Source organism: Rossellomorea sp. RS05 (assembly GCF_039822645.1).
Classification (GTDB): domain Bacteria; phylum Bacillota; class Bacilli; order Bacillales; family Bacillaceae_B; genus Rossellomorea; species Rossellomorea marisflavi_B.
On record NZ_JBDKWY010000002.1, the window covers coordinates 132,511 to 154,083 of the forward strand.

At 52.1% G+C, this 21,573-nt stretch carries 18 protein-coding genes and 1 pseudogene; 15 read left to right on the forward strand and 4 right to left on the reverse strand.

All coding sequences use genetic code 11. From position 1 onward, the window contains the following. Positions 1-7 precede the first annotated feature (7 nt). Together ABJ225_RS08370 and ABJ225_RS08375 are read left to right on the forward strand one after the other, a co-directional pair. Positions 8-958 carry an alcohol dehydrogenase catalytic domain-containing protein gene (locus ABJ225_RS08370; protein WP_347319529.1) on the forward strand — a complete coding sequence of 317 codons (951 nt, stop codon included), beginning with the start codon at positions 8-10 and terminating at the stop codon, positions 956-958. 60 nt (positions 959-1,018) lie between these two features. After that, on the forward strand, positions 1,019-1,690 hold the full coding sequence (locus ABJ225_RS08375) for a serine hydrolase (RefSeq protein WP_347319897.1): 672 nt from the start codon (positions 1,019-1,021) through the stop codon (positions 1,688-1,690). On the opposite strand, the gene ABJ225_RS08380 is transcribed toward ABJ225_RS08375, so the two are convergent. Continuing rightward, complete coding sequence (locus ABJ225_RS08380; protein ID WP_347319531.1) at positions 1,687-2,232, reverse strand: class I SAM-dependent methyltransferase; 546 nt, start codon at positions 2,230-2,232, stop codon at positions 1,687-1,689. The two genes, ABJ225_RS08375 and ABJ225_RS08380, sit on opposite strands and share 4 nt — an antisense overlap. Positions 2,233-2,432: 200 nt before the next feature. On the opposite strand from ABJ225_RS08380, the gene ABJ225_RS08385 reads away from it, so the two are divergent. The 3 genes from ABJ225_RS08385 to ABJ225_RS08395 all read left to right on the forward strand — a co-directional run bounded on the left by ABJ225_RS08385 (position 2,433) and on the right by ABJ225_RS08395 (position 7,649). Then, complete coding sequence (locus ABJ225_RS08385) at positions 2,433-4,346, forward strand: PTS mannitol transporter subunit IICBA (RefSeq protein WP_347319533.1); 1,914 nt, start codon at positions 2,433-2,435, stop codon at positions 4,344-4,346. An 85-nt stretch (positions 4,347-4,431) separates the two neighbouring features. Continuing rightward, positions 4,432-6,504 (forward strand): BglG family transcription antiterminator, encoded by a 2,073-nt coding sequence (locus ABJ225_RS08390; RefSeq protein WP_347319535.1) that lies wholly within the window; start codon positions 4,432-4,434, stop codon positions 6,502-6,504. A 5-nt stretch (positions 6,505-6,509) separates the two neighbouring features. Continuing rightward, positions 6,510-7,649 (forward strand): mannitol-1-phosphate 5-dehydrogenase, encoded by a 1,140-nt coding sequence (locus ABJ225_RS08395; RefSeq protein ID WP_347319537.1) that lies wholly within the window; start codon positions 6,510-6,512, stop codon positions 7,647-7,649. A gap of 194 nt (positions 7,650-7,843) precedes the next feature. Here ABJ225_RS08395 and ABJ225_RS08400 read toward each other — a convergent pair whose 3' ends face one another. Next, positions 7,844-8,308 carry a VOC family protein gene (locus tag ABJ225_RS08400; protein ID WP_218247078.1) on the reverse strand — a complete coding sequence of 155 codons (465 nt, stop codon included), beginning with the start codon at positions 8,306-8,308 and terminating at the stop codon, positions 7,844-7,846. Between the two features lie 175 nt (positions 8,309-8,483). Here ABJ225_RS08400 and ABJ225_RS08405 point away from each other — a divergent pair, with 175 nt between their 5' ends. From ABJ225_RS08405 to ABJ225_RS08440, 8 genes are all read left to right on the forward strand, one after another. Beyond that, positions 8,484-8,660: a hypothetical protein gene (locus ABJ225_RS08405; protein ID WP_347319539.1), complete on the forward strand. Its 177-nt coding sequence runs from the start codon at positions 8,484-8,486 to the stop codon at positions 8,658-8,660. Positions 8,661-8,865: 205 nt separating this feature from the next. Then, complete coding sequence (locus ABJ225_RS08410) at positions 8,866-9,129, forward strand: ArsR/SmtB family transcription factor (RefSeq protein WP_231578972.1); 264 nt, start codon at positions 8,866-8,868, stop codon at positions 9,127-9,129. Between the two features lie 18 nt (positions 9,130-9,147). Then, complete coding sequence (locus ABJ225_RS08415; RefSeq protein WP_347319541.1) at positions 9,148-11,238, forward strand: heavy metal translocating P-type ATPase; 2,091 nt, start codon at positions 9,148-9,150, stop codon at positions 11,236-11,238. 390 nt (positions 11,239-11,628) lie between these two features. After that, entirely contained in the window at positions 11,629-11,997 is a 369-nt protein-coding gene (locus tag ABJ225_RS08420) for a hypothetical protein (RefSeq protein WP_347319543.1), read from the forward strand. Positions 11,998-12,029: 32 nt separating this feature from the next. Next, entirely contained in the window at positions 12,030-12,551 is a 522-nt protein-coding gene (locus tag ABJ225_RS08425) for a GNAT family N-acetyltransferase (RefSeq protein WP_347319545.1), read from the forward strand. Positions 12,552-12,727: 176 nt separating this feature from the next. Then, the gene (locus ABJ225_RS08430; protein ID WP_048013627.1) at positions 12,728-13,420 is read left to right on the forward strand and encodes an ABC transporter ATP-binding protein; all 693 of its coding nucleotides are present in this window, start codon (positions 12,728-12,730) and stop codon (positions 13,418-13,420) included. Then, positions 13,417-16,638, forward strand: a complete 3,222-nt coding sequence (locus ABJ225_RS08435; RefSeq protein WP_347319547.1) for an FtsX-like permease family protein — start codon at positions 13,417-13,419, stop codon at positions 16,636-16,638. The genes ABJ225_RS08430 and ABJ225_RS08435 overlap by 4 nt, the downstream gene beginning before the upstream one ends. Positions 16,639-16,713: 75 nt before the next feature. Then, entirely contained in the window at positions 16,714-16,992 is a 279-nt protein-coding gene (locus tag ABJ225_RS08440) for a hypothetical protein (RefSeq protein WP_286188364.1), read from the forward strand. A gap of 92 nt (positions 16,993-17,084) precedes the next feature. On the opposite strand, the pseudogene ABJ225_RS08445 reads toward ABJ225_RS08440, so the two are convergent. Next, positions 17,085-17,489, reverse strand: a pseudogene (locus ABJ225_RS08445) (putative glycolipid-binding domain-containing protein); the annotation flags it as partial. Positions 17,490-17,691: 202 nt separating this feature from the next. Here ABJ225_RS08445 and ABJ225_RS08450 point away from each other — a divergent pair. Continuing rightward, complete coding sequence (locus ABJ225_RS08450; RefSeq protein WP_347319549.1) at positions 17,692-17,868, forward strand: hypothetical protein; 177 nt, start codon at positions 17,692-17,694, stop codon at positions 17,866-17,868. A gap of 180 nt (positions 17,869-18,048) precedes the next feature. Beyond that, a complete protein-coding gene (locus ABJ225_RS08455) occupies positions 18,049-18,843 on the forward strand; it encodes a class I SAM-dependent methyltransferase (protein WP_347319551.1) in 795 nt (264 codons plus the stop codon). Positions 18,844-19,126: 283 nt separating this feature from the next. Here ABJ225_RS08455 and ABJ225_RS08460 read toward each other — a convergent pair whose 3' ends face one another. Beyond that, positions 19,127-21,541: a heavy metal translocating P-type ATPase gene (locus tag ABJ225_RS08460; RefSeq protein ID WP_347319553.1), complete on the reverse strand. Its 2,415-nt coding sequence runs from the start codon at positions 21,539-21,541 to the stop codon at positions 19,127-19,129. Positions 21,542-21,573: the final 32 nt, after the last annotated feature.

Here is a 21,573-nt window from a genome sequence, read left to right on the forward strand (position 1 = left end):
GATCGATATGAATAAACGTCTTGTCCTGAATGCCCCAAGGAAGTTGGAATGGATCAGTGAAGGGGACTCTGTACTATCAGAGGACGAGATCCGGGTTGAAACCCATGCGTGCGGAATAAGCATCGGGGCTGAAATGCCTCAATATCTTGGATCAGACCCGACCGATATGGAGCCCGTCTATCCGCGAAAGGTCGGGTACGAAAGCGCAGGGAGGGTCATAGAGATTGGGAGGTCCGTGACCGATTTCAAAGTGGGGGATCGCGTTATCGCATTTTACGGTCAGCAGACATTCGGGGTAACCCCGTCCAAGAAGGCGGTCAGAATTCCTGCGGATGTAGAGTGGAAGTATGCGCTTCTTAATACGCTTTCCTGTGATGCAGCCAAGGGCGTCCTGAGGCTAAATCTTTCGAAAGAAAACCGTGTCCTTGTAACAGGAGCAGGGACGATGGGCGTCTTGGCGGTTCATTTTTTGAAACATCATCTTGGGGTGAGGCATGTGGATGTGGTGGAACCTGATGAAGCGAGGCATCCGTTGCCGCTACGACTTGGTGCCGCCAGGATCTACCGCAGTGAAGCCGAAATAGAAGATCCTTATGATGCTGGATTGGAGTGCTCAGCCCACAGTGCTGCTTTCCTCACGCTAATGAACGTCATGAAGAGGGAGGGGACCATCTGCGTTTTATCAGATGGGAATCGTGATGAATTTACGCTTCCTTCCGCATTTTTCGAAAAGGAATTGAGAATTCTCGCTTCAAGTGATGGCTATGACTACCGCAAACATGGTGAGTGGTTTTTCAGTACATATGAAGAGACGCCGTATCTCACGGATTTGTTTGAACGGGAGATCATACGGCATCAAGTCATCGCTTGCTTTGAAGAGATGGAATCCATCCGGCCCCTGAAGGTGTTTGTTGATTATAAAAAAGAGAGAGGGGTAAACGATGAAAGAAGTGATTGATTTATTGAAAGGGGTGCATGGGAGCACTGGGTTTTTATCCTATTCCTCTAAGGACGGAGGATCACAGCATCCTATAATGAGGAGTTGGTTATGCCGCTTGCTTCGGCAGGAAAAGTAGCGATTGGATTTGCAGTCGCAGGTATGGTGGAGAGTGGAGAAATGAAATGGGATGAGGTCATCCAACCTATATGCTTTAACCCTGATGAAGATAGTCGTGAATTGTATCCACATTTTCAAAACAGGCAGTCACTCATGCTTGGGGAGGCCGTGGAAGTCATGATTGCATGCCATGACAGTGTCGTTGCTGAACAGGTGATGACTTTGGCAGGGGGATGGGACCATGTGAATAGAATGATTCAAAGGCGTTTTGATCATATGTGCGTCACTTCTGATCCCCGCTCACCTGAAAATAAAGGGATGCTTCAGGAGTTGATGCAGATGCTGATTGAAGTGGTGGAAGGATATGACTGTCGTCCCGATGTGTGGATGCCGATCATGAATGGACTTGTCCGCCAGCAGGAAGTCGTGGAAGGCATACCGCCTCATGAACTCAACCACATGACGGGAGGACTGCCGGATATGGCGATCGACATGGGTGTGATCGGGGAGTTTGGGAAAGAACGATGTTTGTTTGTCATAGGGGCGGCAGGTGTTCCTGACCGGAGAGAATCGCAAGGGACCGATGCCTGCCTGGCAGAGTCCCTGCGTCTCCTACACCGTTCACTGGGTTAAATCTTCACCGCATCCACCATCAAAGAAGGGAACGTCAAGACCTCCCGATTCCGGGGATCCACCTTCTTGGAACGGAAAATCACGCCTTTTGCTTCATCCCACTCGGAAGCGTGAAACTGTCCGTTTTCATCGCAATACTCCAACAATTTGACTTCAAAGCCTGCCTGTGAAAACATCTCAGTCAGGCTTTTGTATGTATGGACGATTTTATGGCTGGCTGCAGCATGATCCGCCGGTCCAGGTCCGCCTACCTGAACGATGTGCTGATACTCCTCATCCGGGAAAAACCCATCGGGTACGGCGCAGCGGACGTAGCCTTCTTTTCTCAAATAGCGGTAACAGCGTTTGGCGGCTTCAAGCCCTTCTTCTGCAGTGAGATGCTCCCACACGTGCTCGGCGAGAATGGCCGAAATGCTGCTTTCTTTATATGTCCTTTTCCATGTTTCTTCTATAAGAAGGTCGAGCTCCAGCTCATCGGTATGGATCCAGCCGGGGTTATTATGGTAGGGTCCCGCGCCTATCACCACTTTCAATTCTTCCATGATCGTTCACCTCAACTTATGCATTCGACCAGATCCGATGATTTTCCTTTATTTTGAACTGTCAAGACAGATACATTACATTTGTCACGGGTGTCGCGACAAAGTCAGTTTTCAAGAAGGTTGTATGACGTTTCTAAGGTGACATATTATATAGATGTGATGTTATGTCATAAATCCTACTATAGAAGGGGAGAAATTACATGGCACAGTCTACTGTTAAAGTAAAGATTCAGAAGTTCGGTAACTTCCTGAGTTCCATGGTACTGCCGAATATCGGTGCTTTTATCGCGTGGGGATTAATTACTGCGCTTTTCATTCCAGACGGCCTCATCCCAAATGAAAGCCTTAACAAATTAGTGAGCCCGATGGTGACGTATCTGTTACCACTCTTGATCGGGTATACAGGTGGTAAATTGATTCACGATCAGCGGGGAGGAGTCGTCGGTGCCATCGCGACGATGGGTGTCATCGTCGGTGCGCCTGGTACGCCGATGTTCCTCGGCGCCATGATCATGGGTCCCCTTGGTGCGTATGTCATCAAGAAATTTGACCAATTGGTTGACGGGAAGATCCGTTCAGGATTTGAAATGCTCGTCAACAACTTCTCAGCAGGGATCCTGGGAGGAATCCTCGCCATCCTTGCGTTCCTCGGAATCGGTCCTGCGGTGAACGCATTCACCCAAGTCCTTGTCCACGGTGTCGACTGGCTCATCGCAGCGCATCTTTTGCCGCTGACAAGCATCTTGATCGAACCGGCCAAAATCTTGTTCCTGAATAACGCGATCAATCACGGGATCCTTTCCCCGATCGGTCTCGAGCAGGTTCAACAAACAGGAAAATCGGTCCTCTTCCTATTGGAAGCAAACCCTGGACCGGGTCTTGGTGTCCTGCTTGCGTATATGTTCTTCTCAAGAGGAACAGCGAAGCAATCCGCACCGGGTGCCGCCATCATCCATTTCTTCGGGGGGATCCACGAGATCTACTTCCCGTATGTGCTGATGAAACCGGCACTGCTCCTTTCAGTCATCCTTGGTGGTATGAGTGGAGTGCTGACCCTTGTCCTTCTTGGCGGAGGTCTTGCATCACCTGCTTCACCAGGTAGTGTCATCGCCATCGGATTGGTGACACCGACTGGAGACGTTGGAGCATACATCGCGAACTTCGCGGCGATCATCGTGGCCGCAGTCGTATCCTTCCTCGTGTCTGCCATCATCTTGAAATCAAGCAAAAAAGACGATGGAAACATTGAAGACGCAACAAAGAAAATGGAAGATATGAAAGGGAAGAAAAGCTCCGTTGCCGGTCACTTCAACCAGCAATCAAACGGACAGCTTCCTGAGAATGTAAACAAAATCATCTTCGCCTGCGATGCCGGAATGGGGTCCAGTGCCATGGGTGCTTCACTCCTTCGTAAGAAAGTGAAGGAAGCAGGCATTGAAGGCGTGACCGTCACCAACACGGCCATCAGCAATCTGCCGGCGGATGCCCAAGTGGTCATCACACAGGAAGAGCTGACGCCGCGTGCTAAAAGCAAGCTTCCAAGTGCGTACCACATCTCAGTGGATAACTTCCTATCCAGTCCCGAGTATGACAAGCTGATCGGAAGCCTTCAGGCTGACGTGACACCAGCTCAAGAAGAGCTCGTGGAAGAAGCGGAAGCACCTGTTGACGCTCCTGACTCAGGAGATGACGATCTTCTACTAGAAGAGAACATCTTCTTGAATCAATCGTTCGCAACGAAGGAAGAAGCCATCCGCTTTGCCGGTGAAGCATTGGCCAAAGCCGGATACGTGGAAGACAGCTATGTAGACGCCATGATCGACCGTGAAGGCATCACGACGACTTACATGGGTAATAACGTAGCCATCCCGCATGGTACGGAAGAAGCGAAGCGGGCAGTCCTGAAATCCGGATTCACCATCATCCAGGTTCCAGACGGTGTCGACTTCAACGGAGAGAAAGCGAAGCTGATCTTCGGTATCGCCGGTAAGGACGGCACGCATCTTGAGATCCTCTCAAGCATCGCCGTCATCTGCTCCGAGCAGGAGAACGTCGACAAAATGGTCCTCGCCTCTTCTGCAAAAGAAATCAAAGACATCATCAATAGCAACTAATGGAATCCAAATCGGAGAGGCGCACACTTGCTTTTCCGATTTGGATGTTCTTATACTAGTGTAGATAAAGAAAGGGGGGAGACGTATGTTCATCACATCCAGGGAAAAAGCGATCATCGAATTGATTGTGAAAACCTCGGGTAAACATACCGTCCACTCCCTTTCTGCGTATTTGAACGTAAGCGGACGGACGATCCAGCGAAATCTGAAGTCCATTGAGGGCGTGCTGAAGCAGCATCAGCTCGAGCTCATGCGGACACCTGCCGATGGTCTTTTCATCAGCGGGAAAAATGAAAACATCTACAGGCTCATCCAACAGCTGGCTGAATCCGAACCGACAGATGAAACACCTGAAGAGAGGAAGCTGCGGCTCCTCGTCACCCTTCTCGAGGGAGGCTCCTCTTTCAAGATGAGCGTTCTGGCCAATGAGCTGGGCATCAGCATCTCAAGCCTGACGACCATCCTTGATGAAGTCGCGGACTGGCTAGCCAAGTTCAACGTGACGCTCACCCGGAAGCGGGGAGTGGGGGTGGAAGTAGCAGCCGATGAAGGAAGCCGCCGCCATGCCTTGGCAAGCTTCTCCATCGTGTACTTCTATGAGGAAATCATCGACAGCCTCTATTCCCTGCAAAAAGGGCAGGATAGCGTCCTGCCTGTTCTCGGGTTTTATGAACCTGAGCTTCTCCTTGCGACCTATGAAACGCTCGGAATCGTATTGGATCAGGAAGGTGTGAACCTGGTCGACAGTGATTTCGTCGGCCTTGTCGTCCACATCTGCCTCTCCATCCAGCGGGTGCGGAGGGGTCATGTCCTTCAGAGCGCAGGAACCCCCGACGAATCAAGGGAATACAGCCTCATGAAGTCTGTCGAAGACATACTCAGGGAAAGGCTCTCCGTGACGATCACAGAGGCCGATGTCGCTTTTTGGTCGGTCATACTCCGGGGATCGAAGCTGCAGGAACCGGGAGCCACCTACTATGATAGTGTGTTCCTCGGTCATCTCGTGAAGAAACTCGTGAGCGATGTTTCGGCCAAGCTCACCGTCGATCTGACGGATGATTTCTCCCTGTATCAGGGGCTCATGGCGCATATGGGACCGTCGATCTTCCGCCTTCAACAGAAGATGGAGCTCTTCAACCCCCTGACGGATGAGATCAAGAAGAAGTACCCGGTCCTGTTCCTCGCCGTGAAGGACAGTCTGGAGCTGGAGTTTCCCGATATGCGGTTCCCCGATGCTGAGGTTGCTTATATCGTCCTCCATTTCGGATCGGCCCTTCTCATGAACGAAGAGAAGGTGAAGGTCGATGCCGTCATCGTTTGTCCCACAGGCATCGGGGCATCCAAGATGCTCGCAAGCAGGATCAAGAAGGAACTGAAGATCATCAATCCCGTCGGCATCTTATCCCTCAATGACTTCAGGGACGCCGATCCCGACGACTATGATATCGTCATATCCACCGTGCGCCTTCCGTTCACCAATCTGGATTATATCCTTGTCAGTCCGCTTTTGAGCGAAGAGGATATCGCGATTATTCAGACGTACGTCCAGAACAACATCGAACGGATCACAAGCAGGAAGTACCTGAAGCCGGTGAAACCGGTAAAGATAGAGAAGAAGCCGACGGAGATCCGCGGACTTCTCCAGGAAATCAAAGACGTCCACACAAGCATCGAATCGATCTTGGATCACTTCCGCGTGTACCGGAAGCAATCGGTGACGGATCATTTTACCGTCATTAACGAAATGGTCCAACAGGCGAAGCTCGATGGTCTCGTGACAGATGAAGGAAAGGTCATGGACAAGCTGATGGAAAGGGAGCAGCGGGGCGGACTTGGGATCCCAGGAACGAATATGGGGCTATTCCACTGCCTCGACCCCCACGTCACCCAGCTCGTGTTCCAGGTGGCGCATCTCGACCAGCCGTTCCTCATAAAAGGGATGAACGGGAAGCCCATGGAGATGAAGAGCCTTCTCCTCATGCTCGCTCCGGAAGGGTTGAGTGAGAGGGAGAATGAAATCCTCAGCCTCATCTCCACGAGCCTCATCGAAAACCAAGCGTCCATGATGATCTATTCCTCCACCAACGAGGCCATGATCTATCGAAAACTTGAAGAACTCTTCTTAGACTATGTTCAACAAAACCTTATAAAGGAATGATTATGATGAATAAAACGATCCACTTTGGAGCAGGAAACATCGGCAGGGGCTTTATCGGAGCCCTATTCGCCCAATCAGGCTATCACGTCACCTTCGTTGATATTGCCGACACCATCATCAACAAGCTGAACGAAGAAGGCACCTATCAGGTGAAGCTGGCAACGGAATCAAACGAGTCTGAAACCATCACCAACGTCTCAGGGTTGAATAACCTCCACCAGGAAGAAGAAGTCGTCGCAGGCATCGCAGAAGCGACCTACCTTACAACGGCCATCGGACCGAATATCCTGCCGCGCATCGCCCCCCTCATCGCCAAGGGAATCGAAGCGCGCCTGGAGAAAACATCTGAGCCGCTCTATGTGATCGCATGTGAAAACCAGATCAGTGCAACCGACCTGTTGAAAGGATACATCCTTGAGCACCTGTCAGAGGCAACCGTCAGCAAGATGGAAGGGAACGTCCACTTCTTCAACTCCGCCGTCGACCGCATCGTGCCGATCCAAGATCAGGATTCACTAGACGTTCTTGTTGAGCCATACTATGAGTGGGTAGTGGAAACAACTGAAACCATCCCACCAGTCAACGGAATGACGATCGTGGACGAGCTTGCCCCGTTCATCGAGCGCAAACTCTTCACCGTCAACACTGGCCATGCCGTCATCGCCTACCTCGGCTACCTGCAAGGGAAGGAAACCATCGATCAGACCCTAGCCGATGAAGCCATTGCCACTCAAGTGCGCGAGACGCTGAAAGAAACAGGAGCCTACCTCGTGAAGGAATACGGCTTGAATGAAGAGGATCACCTCGCTTACATCGAGAAGATCATCTCCCGATTCCAAAACGCTTACCTGAACGACGGCGTCACCAGGGTTGGCCGCGCGCCGATTCGTAAGCTCGGACCGGAAGATCGCTTGATCCGCCCGACCACGCAAGCAGCCAAAGCTGGCCTCGGCTACACGAATCTCGCAAAAGCCATCGCCGCTGCCCTGCTCTTCGACAACCCGCAAGATCCGGAAGCCGTCGAAGTCCAGTCCATCATCAAAGAACACGGCGTAGCAGGTGCACTGAAGGAGATCAGCTCACTCGATCCAGACAGTGCCATCACCAAAGAAATCATCGCCCAATACGACGCGTTGAAAGCATAGAGGAAAAGGAAGCATGGGGGTCCCGTGCTTCCTTTTTTGTATAGGGTCCGTGCCTCTCCGCTCCGGAGGACCGCTTTCCGCGGGGCGTGCGGTGAGCCGCTTCGGCTGCGCCTCCAGGGTCTCACCTGCCCGCCTTTACCGCAGGAGTCGGTCCTCCTCCGCTGCGAGGCACTCTGCGGATGGTATATGTTTTATTATGCCATTAGGTCTTTATTCTTTAAATACGCCTCCCACTCACTCAGATACATATCCGGTTTTTCTTCCGGTTCATTTTCCAGCCTGCAGATGAACTCAAGGGAATTCCCATCCGGGTCATGGAAATAGACCATGGCGTGCGCCTGATCGGGCATGACGATGGGCTCCACAGGTTGGAATCCGAATTCTTCCCTCATGGCAATGCCGCGCTCCTTCAGCCACTCCTTCGCCGTGCGCAGGTCTTCCAGTTCAACCCGGAAGGCGATGTGCCTGATCGACGCGTGATAGGGGATGTTTGCCTGCTCGCCTTCCCACAGCCCGATCCAGCTTTCATTCTCCACGATCCAGATGAAGGCGGTCTTCTTGTATTTCTTCGCGAGCTTCAGTCCCAGCCCTTCATAAAATGCAACCGAGCGCTCAAGGTCGCTGACGGGTAAATGGGCTTCGTATAATCCTTTGATCATGATGTTTCCTCCCTTAAAAAAATTGTTAAAGTTAGTGTACCGGCATCGGGGGGAGGTGCCACCGTGTAAAAGGATGATTGTTTCATACGCCATAGGTCGCAGAGATTCCTAATGTTTCCATAAGGCGAAAACGTGGTATGGTGTTGGAAGAAAGGTGGAAGGAGGAGGTGCCGACGTGGACTGGAAAAAATACTTTTTACTATTGCCGTCCTTCCTGTTATTGGTCATCCTTGTCTTCCTTTTCATCCCGTATCATCAGCTCTTGTTTGGGAGTCTGATCATCATCTTCTTTTGGATCCTTTACTACATATGGGTGACCGTGGATAAAGTAAGGAAAGAAAAATCTGAATAAAGGATACGAATTTTGGTGCACGCCTTGACTTGGGTGCACCTTTTTCTTATGATGAACATATCATATATGAACACATTGTCATATACTCAAATAGAATAGGAGTTTGAAAATGGGAAAGAACAAGAATGAAGCAATCGAGCCAGAAAAAATAGAAGAAGAAAGCCATCTCTGCACATGTGATGCCATTGATGAAGAAACCCTCTTCATGGTCACACAGACATTCAAGGCCTTATCCGAGCCGACCCGGGTGAGGATCCTGCACTTGTTGGCGCAAAAAGAGCATTCAGTCAATGAAATTGCCGAGAAGCTTTCACTCCTGCAGACGACGGTTTCACATCAGCTTAGATTCCTGAAGAATCTCCGTCTCGTCAAGTATCGCCGACAGGGAACGACCCTATTTTATTCAGCAGATGACGACCATGTGATGAATCTTTTGCAGCAAACGATCCACCACGCACGGCACCATTAACGACTGGGGGAACACATAATGAAAGAATACAAACTCCAGGGTCTATCCTGTAGCAACTGCGCGCGGGAAATGGAAGAGGAGATCAATAAGCTTGATAACGGGGAAGGATCCAGGATACTTTACAACAGCAGCAAGATGGTGCTCGCCGACGGGGTCGACTTGGGACGTGTGGAGAAGATTTTGCACGCGGATGGAGCAGCAATCCAGAAGGATGATCATGACCACGGGGCTCACGGCCATGACCATTCCCACACAAGCAGCAGCCGGATGAAGATGCTCCTTGGTGTATCAGCGGTCATTTTCCTCCTGGCGATTTTTGTTGACTCGGTTATCAATCATCCTGCATCGATTGCCCTGTATCTTTCCGCCGCCGCCATCAGTGGATATCCGACGTTCATCAAGGGAGCAAAGAACCTGTTCCGCCTGAAGTTCAACATTGATACGCTCATGACCATCGCCTTCATCGGTGCCTTCTCCATCGGTGAATGGAAGGAAGGCACGCTTGTGGCCATCTTGTTCGGCGTCAATGAGCTCCTGGAAGGCATGGGCATGGAGAAAGCTCGTCGCTCCATGGAAGAGCTGTTGAAAGTCGCACCGAAGGAAGCCATCTTATTGAAAGGTGGGGAAGAGAGAGTCGTGCCGATCGCGAGTCTTAAGGTGGGCGACATCGTCCTCGTGAAGTCAGGGCAGAAGATCCCGTCCGACGGAATCGTGGAATCAGGTAAAAGCTCCGTGAACGAAGCCGCCATCACCGGGGAAGCGATGCCGGTTGAAAAACAGCCAGGAGAAGCCGTATTCGGAGGAAGCATCAACAACGAAGGGGTCCTGAAGGTATCCATCCAGAAGGAATACCATGATTCATCCCTCGCCAAGATCCTCCATCTGGTGGAGGAGGCACAGGAGACGAAGACCCCGACCGAGCAGTTCATCAATAAATTTGCTAAGTATTACACGCCGCTCATCATGATCATTGCGGTCCTTGTCATCGTCATCCCGCCCCTGTTCCTGAACGGGGAGTGGGGAGCATGGTTCTACCAAGGGCTTGCCGTCCTCATCGTCGGCTGCCCATGCGCCTTGATCCTGTCGTCTCCCATCGCCATCGTCTCAGGGATCGCCCGTAACGCGAAGAACGGGATCCTCGTCAAAGGCGGGGTATTCCTAGAGCAGCTCGGCAAAATCGACACCATTGCCTTTGATAAGACCGGCACGCTCACAAAAGGGGAACCCCATGTGGAGCAGGTGAAGATCTACGACGAGCGGTTCTTCTCCATCGCCGGATCCATCGAGAAATCGTCCTCCCATCCCATCGCCAAAGCCGTCATGGAGCGGCTGGCAGGAGAGGACCTCACATTCATCGAACCCGACGAGATCAACACGATCACCGGGCAAGGGGTCGCGGCCATTCTGAACGGCCGGACGTATAAGGTAGGGAATGAGAACAGTATCTCTTTCCGACTGCCTGAAGAAATGAACGGTGAAATCCAACAGCTCAAACGGGAAGGCTATACCCTGGTCATCGTCTCTGATGAAGAGCAGGTCCTCGGCCTCTTCGGTATCACCGATGAGATCCGGGAAGAGAGCCATGACATCATCGAACGCCTCCACGCAGCAGGGATCAAGCGGACGGTCATGCTCACGGGCGACCACGACCGCACTGCCGAGAAAGTCGCAAGAAAAGTCGGTCTGACCGACTATTATGCGAGCCTTTTGCCGGACGAAAAGGTCGCCAAGGTCAAGGAACTCACGAAGAGCGGCCGCGTAGCCATGGTGGGCGACGGCATCAATGACGCTCCAGCCCTCGCCACGGCCGACCTCGGGATTGCCATGGGGAAAGGGACCGACAGCGCCATCGAAACCGCCGACCTCGTCCTCATGCAGGACCATCTCGGCAAGCTCCCAACGGCCATCAAGATCGCCAAACGGGTGAACCGCATCATCAAAATTAACATCACCCTGGCCCTGGGGCTCAAGCTCATCGCCCTGCTCCTTACGATCCCGGGACTGCTGACGCTCTGGATCGCCATCCTGTCCGACATGGGTGCCACGATCCTCGTCACGCTCATCAGTCTGACGGTCATGCTTGGAGAAAAGAAACAGAGTTCATTATAGGAGGAAGCAGGCCAACCGCGCCTGCTTCTTTTTTGCTGAGGCATGAGAGGGGAGTTGGTCATATAGGGGGAGGTAAGGAATAAACGGAAGAACCTGGTCATACCGTAATCAAGTTGGAAAGAAGACTATGAAGTTGGTAATAGGCTTTGTAGAGAATCAGAGAGTTGATAACAAATTTCTCAATGTCGGTAGAAAAAATCCGATTGTCGGTAAAAAAAATCAAATAGTCGGTAATACCACAGCATCCGTGTCGCCCCAAAAGGCCCATTGTTAAAGAAATCATGGGAATAGGATGTCATGCAGCACGCTGATTCTTGAAAGCCCCCATAAAAAATTCACCACCTAATCCCCTCCCATATGATAGTCTGAAAATAGAAGGGAGGTCCAAGCATGAATCCACGAACAGACCGCGAAGATGAAATAGAAATAGAACAAACGAAGAACCTGACCCGGATAGGGTGCCTCCTTGCGGTTGTCCTCCCCATCCTCCTTCTCCCATTCATCATCGGATGGCTCTTTTTCAGGACCGGTGAAACCACCCTTGAAATCAGTTCTTCCCCCCATGACGTTCACACCATCGAAGTCGTGAAAGTCGATGAATTCCCTGATCCTGTCGTCGACATCCGATACGGTGATCAGGTTATAACGAAAACGAAGATACCTGATGAGATCAAGATCCACTGGGAAGATGATGAACATGCGACCGTCATCTTTACAAAGGGAGACAGGAAACAAACCATCCCCATCACATTCGACTAAAGACCTCAAACGAAATGGACGTGACTGATTCAATGACCAACCACTATACGATACGCCATGCACAGCTACAAGATGCACCCCGACTATCCGCCATCCGTCCCATCATCGATGGCGAGACCGAATTCATGGATCGGGAAAAGGGGGAGGCCTTCATCACGCCTGAAGGATTCCGCACGATCATCCAAACGGATGAAGAAACGCCCAATCATCTTTTCCTCGTAGCGGAAACGGACGGTGAGATTGTAGGATTCTCCCGGTGCGAAGGAAGTTCACTGAAACGTTCCGCCCATAGGGTTGAATTCGGCGTCTGCCTCCTGAAGGCCCACTGGGGAAACGGGGTCGGCCGCAAGCTCCTTGAACGGTCGCTGCAGTGGGCAGACGCCCAGCAAATCAGAAAGGTCACCCTCACCGTCCTCGCCGACAACCATAAAGCCATCAAGCTCTACGAACAGTATGGCTTTAAAACCGAAGGCATCTTGGTGGATGACAAACGGTTGAGCGATGGAACCTACCATGACACCCTGATCATGGGAAGGATTCAAACTCCGCAATGAAAGGCCTGTTCACCATCCCCTGCAATCCTCGCAAATAGCACAACCGGTTCAAGGCCACGCGTAACCGAAACCCCCTCTCCCGTACCACCCATTAGATATATTTGTAAAAGTTATAGGAAAACAATCCTGATTTTGCTATATTTGAAATAATCAGATAAAAATAGGGGGATCTACACATGGACTTTTCCATCGTATGTAAAGGGTTGAGGAAGGAATTCCAGGGGGACGGCATCAAGACGCGCGCCCTGGACGAAGTGAATGCCACATTCAAGAAGGGTGAGTTCGTGTCCATCGTCGGGACATCGGGATCGGGGAAATCTACCCTCCTGAGTATACTCGGCACATTGGACAGTCCCACTTCCGGGAGCATCCTCTATAACAACGAAGACATTAAAACCTATAACAAAAACGGGCTAGCCGATTTCAGGTTCAATCATATCGGCTTCATCTTCCAGCAGTTTCATCTGCTTCCGACCCTTACATCACTGGAAAACGTCATGGCGCCCCTTTTCTCAAGGAATGTATCATATAACAAAAAAGAACGGGCAGAAGCCGTCCTCGAGCGGGTGGGGCTGAAGGATAAAATGAACTCCCTGCCGTCCCAGCTTTCAGGCGGGCAGCAGCAGAGGGTGGCGATCGCCAGGGCCATTGTGCATGAGCCCCACTGGCTCCTTGCCGATGAGCCGACAGGGAACCTTGATACGGAGACTGGGGATATCATCTTTTCCCTTCTGACCGAACTGAATCGCGAGAAGGGCTGCGGGGTGATTTTCGTGACCCATGATCCGGCCCTCGCTGCCAAGGCAGACCGGATGATCGAGATGAAAGACGGGAAGATCCTCTCGGATAAGGAGCTGGCCCGGGTATGATCCGATTCATATGGAATAACTGGTGGCGCAATAAAGGGCGCTTTATCCTGCTCCTCGTTGGGGCACTCATCGTCAGTACGGGCCTCAGCTACCTGGTCGGGGTCACCCAGTCAAACAACGGGACGATCGTCGAAGAGCTGCAGAACAGGTGGGAATCTTCGTACCATATCGTCGTGCGTCCGCCTGATACGAGAAGTGTCACAGAAGAGCTGAAGCTCCTCGAGCCCAATTATCAAAGCGGGCTGTCCGGCGGCATCACGATGGAACAATATGAAAAAATCAAAACGATGGAAGACATTGATGTAGCAGCACCCATCGCCATGATTGGCTTCATGAACAACTCCATAGAAATGAATTCATTGACCGTATCCCAGCCCGGGGTGTACCGCCTGAAGATCACCGATGAAACGGACACAGGTGCTGGCACCCGGAAAGATGGGGGCAATACGTACTTCACTGTAGGGAACTGGCAACCGGAGGGTCTCGGGAAGGAGTACGGGGCTTCGCCCTTCATGGGTGAACAGTCCCTCGAGATGGGTTCTGAAGTCATGATCGCCGGGGTGGACCCGGAAGCGGAAAGCGCCCTTGTCGGACTTGATCAGTCTGTCCTCGATGAAGGGGGGAGCCGATATTTTAAACCGGACGACCAGGCGGAAGTGGTGGAGTATGAAGAAGAAAACTTCACCCAGACCAGGATTCCCGTCCTCCTCAGCAACCGGGAGTACGTAGAGAGCAAGGTCACCTATACGCTCGAGAAACTGGATCTTCCGTTTTCCACTGATGAACAGGCGAAAACGATGGAGAAGGTAAAGGATAACGGAGGGCAAGACTACCTGGAGAAACAGTCGGGTGAAGAGGTAAAGTCCTACACGTATATGACCGAGGAGGCCCATAAAAAGATCCTCGATCAGGCGATGCATCCTGATCCTGAGTTGAGCACCGCCAAGGAGAATTTCATCGCCTTTCAAGCAACCCCGGTCAACTACCGCCCGGTAAGCAGTCCGTTTTCCGAGCGATGGCCGTTTGCCTATGAGGTGGAGCCTTACGAGATCCCTGAAGGGGTACCTCTCGCTGAAACCGACGCCTATCGTCCCGTCAAGATGTTCGGGGATGGGAGTTTCCAAGATTGGAAGCGGGTGAAGATCGATGTAAAGGGGATCTTTGACCCTGCGAAGCTCAACATCTCAAAGGATCCGTTGACAGAGCTTCCTATGGAAACCTACTTTCCTTCGAAGTCGAATCTCGTGCTCAATCAAAACGGTGAGCCTGTGAACCCCCCTCAGGAAATGAGGCCCCTGAACAATCCGTACGGGTTCCTGACAAAGCCGCCGATGATGCTGACGACCCTTGATGCGGCAGCGGAATTGATGGGAGAGAAGCCGATTTCGTCGATCCGGATCAAGGTCACAGGCGTGGAAGCCATGACCGATGAAAGTGAAAAGACGCTTCAGGAAGTGGCCAAGCGAATCGAGGACGAAACCGGACTCATCACCGATATCACCCTCGGGTCATCGCCTCAGCCGGCCTTGACCCATATCCCGGGTATCAAGGGGGAAGAGTCCATCGGCTGGGTGGAACAGCCGTGGATCAAGATCGGTTCATCCATGACAATCTTCAAGGAAGCAAAAGTGGGCTTGAGCGGGGTGATTGCAAGCGTCATCCTGGTGGCCATCATCTACGTGTTCTCATCGAACCTCATCATGATGTACACGAGGAAGAAGGAGTTCGCCGTCTTATTATCCATCGGTTGGAGACCGGTCCAGCTATCGCGTATGCTCTTCACGGAAGCCCTGATCCTCGGGACCTTCGTGTCGGTTGTGAGCTGGATCATCCTCGGATACTTCACCGTCACCTCCACGGTGGAGACGTCGCCGTTCAGATTCCTTCTCATGGGGCTGTTCGGCATCCTGATCTATCTGCTCGGAACGATGATCCCTGCGTATCTCGTCGGGAAGATCAAACCGTATGAATCCATGAAGGCAGGAGAGATCTCCCATATCGGGAGGAGGCTGATCCCATCCGCTGCGATCTGGTCCATGAGCCTAAACTCCTTCCTGTCGAGATGGAAGCGGAGCTGCCTGTCGGTGGTCTCCATTGCCCTTCCGACCAGCCTGTTCGTGGTGTTCCTCTTCATCACCTACCGGTTGAAGGGGGTCATGTTCGCAACTTGGCTCGGGGAGTACGTGGCCATGGAAGTAAGCTCGATGCATTACATTGCCATGGGCGTCGCCTTATTGATCGCCATCCTCACCACAACGGAGATCATGTGGCAAAACATTTCGGAGCGTCAGCCCGAGATCGCCCTGCTGAAATCCATCGGGTGGAAGAATCGTTCCATCCGTTCCCTGGTCCTCTTTGAAGGGGCATTCAGCGGACTGTTCGCCGGTGTCATCGGCATCCTCATCGCCTTTGTATTTGTTTGGAAAATCTACGGGGAACCGCCTCTGGAGCATGCGCCATTCTTTGCCCTGGCCATTGTCATCCCGATCCTGACGGGGATGGCGGGAGCACTTTTCCCGGCACACAAAGCAGTGAAAGTCCAGCCTTATCAAGCGCTTGGCGGCACAGCGGAGCATTCCGGGAAAACGGAGAAGCGGGTGAAGGTCACCCTGGGAGTGGCGACAGCGATCCTCTTCATCGGCCTTGTCACCATCTTATCTCAAGCGATTCCTGACGCCAACCCGGCTGTCACCACCGCTGATACCAAAGATGTGAAGGGGACGGATGGAGCGATCCAAACATCCACCGCTCCTTCAAAAAACGAAACAAAACCGGATGCTAAACCTGAAGCTAAACCGGAAGGCGAAGAGGTGGCGCTGGACCGCGAATTCTGGAAAGTAATCGAATTCGAAAAGCCGTGGAATGCCGATCCCCTTCAGTATACGTTCAGGCTGGATGAACCTAAGAAAGCCAAGGCAAACACGAAATCCATCGTCATCAAAGCACGGATCCAGAACCTGACGACGGAAGATGAGTGGGATGACTATAAGATCACAGGACAGTTCTTAAAGGATCAGGACGGGAAAGAATACCAGCCTGTCGTCACCGAGGTCATTTCCCGCAAGAACTGGAACGGGATCCGGATGAAGCCGGGAGGGGAAGCGATTGTCTCCTTGGCGTTCGAAGTACCGAAAAACAAGGAAAACTTCAATTTCATCATGTCTCGTTCCTCCCAGCCGGGAGATGTCGTGATCAAGCACATAGACAAGGGACTCTGACAACAGAAAGGATCCGGCCATGAAACGATATAATCTGATTGTCATCTTTATTGAGAAAATGGATAGGGTCCTTCTGTGCAGGAGGAATCGGGACTGACCGGGGAAGATGTCTCCCTGTTCCACCTCATGGACTTTACCTATCATCTCTCGGGATTCGACCTGGAAGTCTATGCGGGAAGATGCACGCATGATGTCGAGGTGCACGGAGAAGAGAATGAACTCTATTGGTCTCCACTGGATGTCGACTTCACCGATCAGATGCACGATGCGGGAGAAGGGAGCCTGGGGCATATCCTTGCCCACGCCGCCCTATACAAGCCTCTCTTTTTTCAGGAAATCATGGAAGTGAAGTGATGGTTTCACAAAACACCCGGCAGCAAGGGACCCAGATGCTGCCGGGCGTTTTTTCTGTTTGATCCGGCTCCGCTCTCTCATTACACAGAAAACTAGATTCTCAGGAACAAACCGGGATAGTCCACCACCAGCCCTTTCCTGTCTACAAAGATACTGGATTCATAGGTGGGGCTTTGATAACGGAATTCCCTGATACCGTTTGAATCCCGGAGAAGGGTGTAGTGCTGGTTGACCTTCCGGAATGTGAGATCTGGCACTGAAAGATAGACGACGTCCATGCTCACGGTTCGGCCCTGCACCCACTCCATTCGATTGATGGGGAGGGAGTTGGTGAAAGGCGTGCAGGAGATGTCGATATCGATGGCTCCGGTCAGCTCCTCGATGGGCCCGTGTTCCCCGACGGACCAGCTTCCAGATCCGTCGGCATGAAGGGTCAAGGACCGGTCACCGATGCAGAGAGAACCTTTCCTGAACGTCCAGGATTGATCCAGTTCAAGGGTGTAGTGGACTTCCTCTTATGAATGATGCACCGTGCTCTGGATCGTGATGCACCCGTCCTTTTCAGCGAGGGAGAGTTCTTCTGTTTCTTCACGTTGATTTTTCCAGCGGATCATTTTCTTGTCCTCCTTTATGAAATGCGAGTCGGTCCTTGCCGGCGCATCCGTTCTATGCCAAAATAAGGCCGGGAGGAAAACGACTATGAAACAGCAACTTCTGCTCTTCATCTACTTCACCCTGGCCATCGTCAGCTTCTTTGCCCTCTATGATTCCTGGGTGATCCTGAAGTCGGGCTGGGGCGTGGAATCATTCCTGTTCATTGCGATGGGAATCCTCGCCATCATCCTGATCATCCTTCACCTCGGGAAGAGGAAGTAGATACAAGAAAAGCCGGAGATTTCGTATGGAAATCTCCGGCTTGTTTTTATAGGTATGACTCTATCTACATGATACAAAAAAACGGAATATAAGTCTATTTATTTTTTTGATTCAATGTGAAAATAAAGAAGTGCACAAGGAGCGTAACGTTACGACTTTCTGACGAAAAGAGGGCGTACATTGAAAAAGAATCTATCAACAGACGAAGCGATCGAGCGATGGAATGAGCACGCGGAGGCATTCACGGCAGGCTACACGGAGGAAGGGGACCGGAGCAGGCGAATCCTCTTGAATCCCGCGATCTTCTCCCTTCTCGGGAATGTGGGAGGGACGGAGATCCTCGATGCAGGCTGCGGAGAAGGGTATTTGAGCCGGCTCCTCGAACGGAAGGGGGCTCATGTGACGGCCGTGGATTATTCGATGGAAATGCTCAAGCTTGCCAAAGCGAAGGCACCGGAATCATCCGGGATCCGCTACCACCACGGAAACTGCGAGAATCTGAATTTCCTGGATGATCGGATGTTTGATACGATCGTGTCCAATATGGTCATTCAAGATCTTGAAGATCACACTGCGGCTCTGAGGGAATGCTTCCGTCTTCTGAGAGATGGCGGGACCCTCGTCTTTTCGATCCTCCACCCGTGCTTCATTACACCCGGAAGTGGATGGATCCGGGATGGACAGGGTAAAAAGGAATCGTGGCGAGTATCCGGATACTTCCTTGAAGGGGTCTATGAACAGGCGTTTCCCGAAGAGGCCGAGAACAAAGTGGTTTTTTACCATAGGAGCCTGACCACGTACATGACTGCCATCAGGGAAGTAGGTTTCGAGATGGATGAAATGGTCGAACCGAGGCCGTCGGATGAACTCGTGAGGGAGGATTCTGAGTACAGGGAAGACCTGATCCACCCGAATTTCCTCGTATTCAAGCTGAGGAAGGGGAAAAGGGGCATAAGCTGGTGTCCTGGGCTGTAAACTGTATTCTCGCAAAGAACTTGCGTTATACCTTCAACCAACCGATGCTCACAGGTTACGCGTATGATGATGTGATTGAACCTGGTGAATCCGACGAACTTCTGCAGATCTTTGTATTGGATAAGGCGAAATACGAAAAGATCTGGAAGGATAAATCGTTTGAAATGGAGATGGCCCATCTTCAAAATGCCGAAGCGAAGGAACTGTTTGAAGACGGTTTCATTCAAGCTGAAGTAACTACTTTAAAAGAAGAAAGCCCGCCGTATCCCGGCGGGCTTTTCGCTCAACTCCATTTTTTCACGCGTTGCAGTCTCAATGCATTCAATACGACCGACACCGAACTGAAGGCCATGGCGGCCCCTGCCACCCACGGGGCAAGGAGCCCGGCTGCGGCTATGGGGATGCCGATTGTATTATAGGCAAATGCCCAGAAGAGGTTCTGTTTGATGTTGCGCATGGTCTTGCCGCTCATCAGGATCGCATCGGCAATGCTGTGAAGATCGCCACGGATCAGGGTGATATCAGCGGCCTCCATGGCTACATCGGTCCCGGTGCCGATGGCCATCCCCACATTGGCCGTAGCGAGGGCAGGGGCATCGTTGATGCCGTCACCGACCATGGCCACATTTCTACCGGATTCCTGCAGATGTTTGATTGCAGAGGCCTTTCCTTCGGGGAGGACCTCTGCGATCACCTCTTGAATACCCACCTGAGAGGCGATCGCTTTCGCTGTGCGCGTGTTGTCACCCGTCATCATGATGACGGTGATATCCATGTTCTGGAGCCGTTCGATGGCAGCCTTTGAGGTTTCTTTTACCGTATCCGCAACAGCCAGGAGTCCGGCGTATCGTCCATCGATGGCGACCAGCATGGCCGTTTTTCCATGCGATTCAAGCTCTGCTTTATCTTCGGCGATAAAGGCGGTTTCCACCCCGTTCTCATCCATGAACGCCCTGGTGCCGATCTGCACATGCCGTCCATCGACTGTGGCTCGGACGCCTTTGCCGGGAATGGCCTCGAATGATGAGGTGGGAGAAGGGTGGGCCCCTTTATCCTTGAGACCTTGGACGATGGCCTGTGCCAGGGGATGTTCGGATTGCTGTTCTGTGGAAGCGACGAGGCGCAGAAAATCTGCCTTTTCCACCCAATCAGCCATGAGGTGATCGGTCAGGACGGGTGCTCCATTTGTGACGGTCCCGGTTTTATCCAGCACCACGGTGTCGATGAGCTGGGTCTGTTCCAGATGCTCCCCACCTTTGAACAAGATTCCGAATTCCGCCGCCCGTCCGGAACCGGCCATGATCGAAGTCGGTGTGGCAAGGCCGAGGGCGCAGGGACATGCGATGACAAGAACGGCGATGAACACTTCAAGGGCCTGGGTGAAGTCACCCGGCTCAATCCAGATGATCCATAGGAGGAACGTAAGGAGGGCAATCCCCACCACGATGGGAACGAAGATGCCTGATATCCTGTCCGCCAGCCGCTGGATCGGTGCCTTTGAGCCCTGGGCATCCTCGACGACCTTGATGATCCGGGCGAGTGCCGTATCGCGTCCGACCTTCTGGGCTTTCATCCGGATGGAACCGTTCTGATTCACCGTTGAACCGAATACCGGATCCCCCTTTTCCTTGTCGACGGGTAGACTTTCACCCGTCAGCATGGATTCATCGATGGATGTAGAACCTTCCGTCACTTCTCCATCGACGGGGATCTTTTCGCCAGGCTTGACGATGACGATGTCTCCGATCATCACCTCTTCGACAGGGGTGTCGATTTCCTTCCCGTTCCTGTAGACTCGGGCCGTTTTCGCCTGCAAACTCATGAGCGTCTTGATCGCCTCGGAAGAACGTCCCTTTGCTCGAGCTTCGAACAGCTTGCCGAGGAGGATCAAGGTGATCAGGACCGCGCTTGTTTCAAAATACAGATGGGGCCCGTGATGGCTGCCGGCCGTAACGAATGCCTGGTACAGACTATAGAAGTAAGCGGCGGTTGTCCCCATGGCGACCAAGACATCCATATTCGCACTGCCATTCCGCAGTGCCTTGTAAGCTCCGATGTAGAACTGTGCCCCGATGATGAACTGCACAGGCGTGGCCAGGATCAGCTGGACCCACGGGTTCGAAAGGAAATCGGGTACGTACAGAAAGGAAGTAAACGAAAAATGGCCAACCATCGTCCAAAGGAGCGGAAGGGAGAGAATGGCCGAAAGGATGAAATTCCGCTTCTGGACCTTGATGGCTTCCTCCCGGTGATCGTTCGCATCTTTAGTTGATGGCTGGTGGGCACCGTACCCGAGCTTTTCGACCTTTGCAATCATGTCGCTGACAGAGGTCTGAGAAGGGTGATAGGAGATGACCGCCTTCTCAAGGGCAAGATTGACGCTTGCAGATGTGACGCCATCGAGTTTTTTCAATCCCTTTTCAATACGAGCCGAGCAGGCGGCACATGTCATCCCGGTGATCTCAAGCTCGGCTTTTTCATGGACGACCCCATACCCGAGAGCGTCGATCTTCTCTTCGAAGTCCTTTTCACCTAGTTTGGCAGGGTCATAGGAGATGGAAGCTTTCTCAAGGGGGAGGTTCACGGTGGCCTTTTCGACACCGTCCAATTTATTCAGTCCCTTTTCAATCCGGTTCGCACAGGCGGCACACGTCATGCCTGAGATGTGCAGGGTGGTTTCCTTCTTGTTTGCACTCATGAGCGGCTAGCCTCCTTTATACCTGGTAAGGG

Coding starts and splice junctions, on each gene's coding strand:
- ABJ225_RS08370 (WP_347319529.1), top strand. CDS start 8: ATGAATAAACGTCTTGTCCTGAATGCCCCAAGGAAGTTGGAATGGATC.
- ABJ225_RS08380 (WP_347319531.1), bottom strand. CDS start 2,232: ATGGAAGAATTGAAAGTGGTGATAGGCGCGGGACCCTACCATAATAAC.
- ABJ225_RS08385 (WP_347319533.1), top strand. CDS start 2,433: ATGGCACAGTCTACTGTTAAAGTAAAGATTCAGAAGTTCGGTAACTTC.
- ABJ225_RS08390 (WP_347319535.1), top strand. CDS start 4,432: ATGTTCATCACATCCAGGGAAAAAGCGATCATCGAATTGATTGTGAAA.
- ABJ225_RS08395 (WP_347319537.1), top strand. CDS start 6,510: ATGAATAAAACGATCCACTTTGGAGCAGGAAACATCGGCAGGGGCTTT.
- ABJ225_RS08400 (WP_218247078.1), bottom strand. CDS start 8,308: ATGATCAAAGGATTATACGAAGCCCATTTACCCGTCAGCGACCTTGAG.
- ABJ225_RS08410 (WP_231578972.1), top strand. CDS start 8,866: ATGGTCACACAGACATTCAAGGCCTTATCCGAGCCGACCCGGGTGAGG.
- ABJ225_RS08415 (WP_347319541.1), top strand. CDS start 9,148: ATGAAAGAATACAAACTCCAGGGTCTATCCTGTAGCAACTGCGCGCGG.
- ABJ225_RS08420 (WP_347319543.1), top strand. CDS start 11,629: ATGAATCCACGAACAGACCGCGAAGATGAAATAGAAATAGAACAAACG.
- ABJ225_RS08425 (WP_347319545.1), top strand. CDS start 12,030: ATGACCAACCACTATACGATACGCCATGCACAGCTACAAGATGCACCC.
- ABJ225_RS08430 (WP_048013627.1), top strand. CDS start 12,728: ATGGACTTTTCCATCGTATGTAAAGGGTTGAGGAAGGAATTCCAGGGG.
- ABJ225_RS08435 (WP_347319547.1), top strand. CDS start 13,417: ATGATCCGATTCATATGGAATAACTGGTGGCGCAATAAAGGGCGCTTT.
- ABJ225_RS08450 (WP_347319549.1), top strand. CDS start 17,692: ATGAAACAGCAACTTCTGCTCTTCATCTACTTCACCCTGGCCATCGTC.
- ABJ225_RS08460 (WP_347319553.1), bottom strand. CDS start 21,541: ATGAGTGCAAACAAGAAGGAAACCACCCTGCACATCTCAGGCATGACG.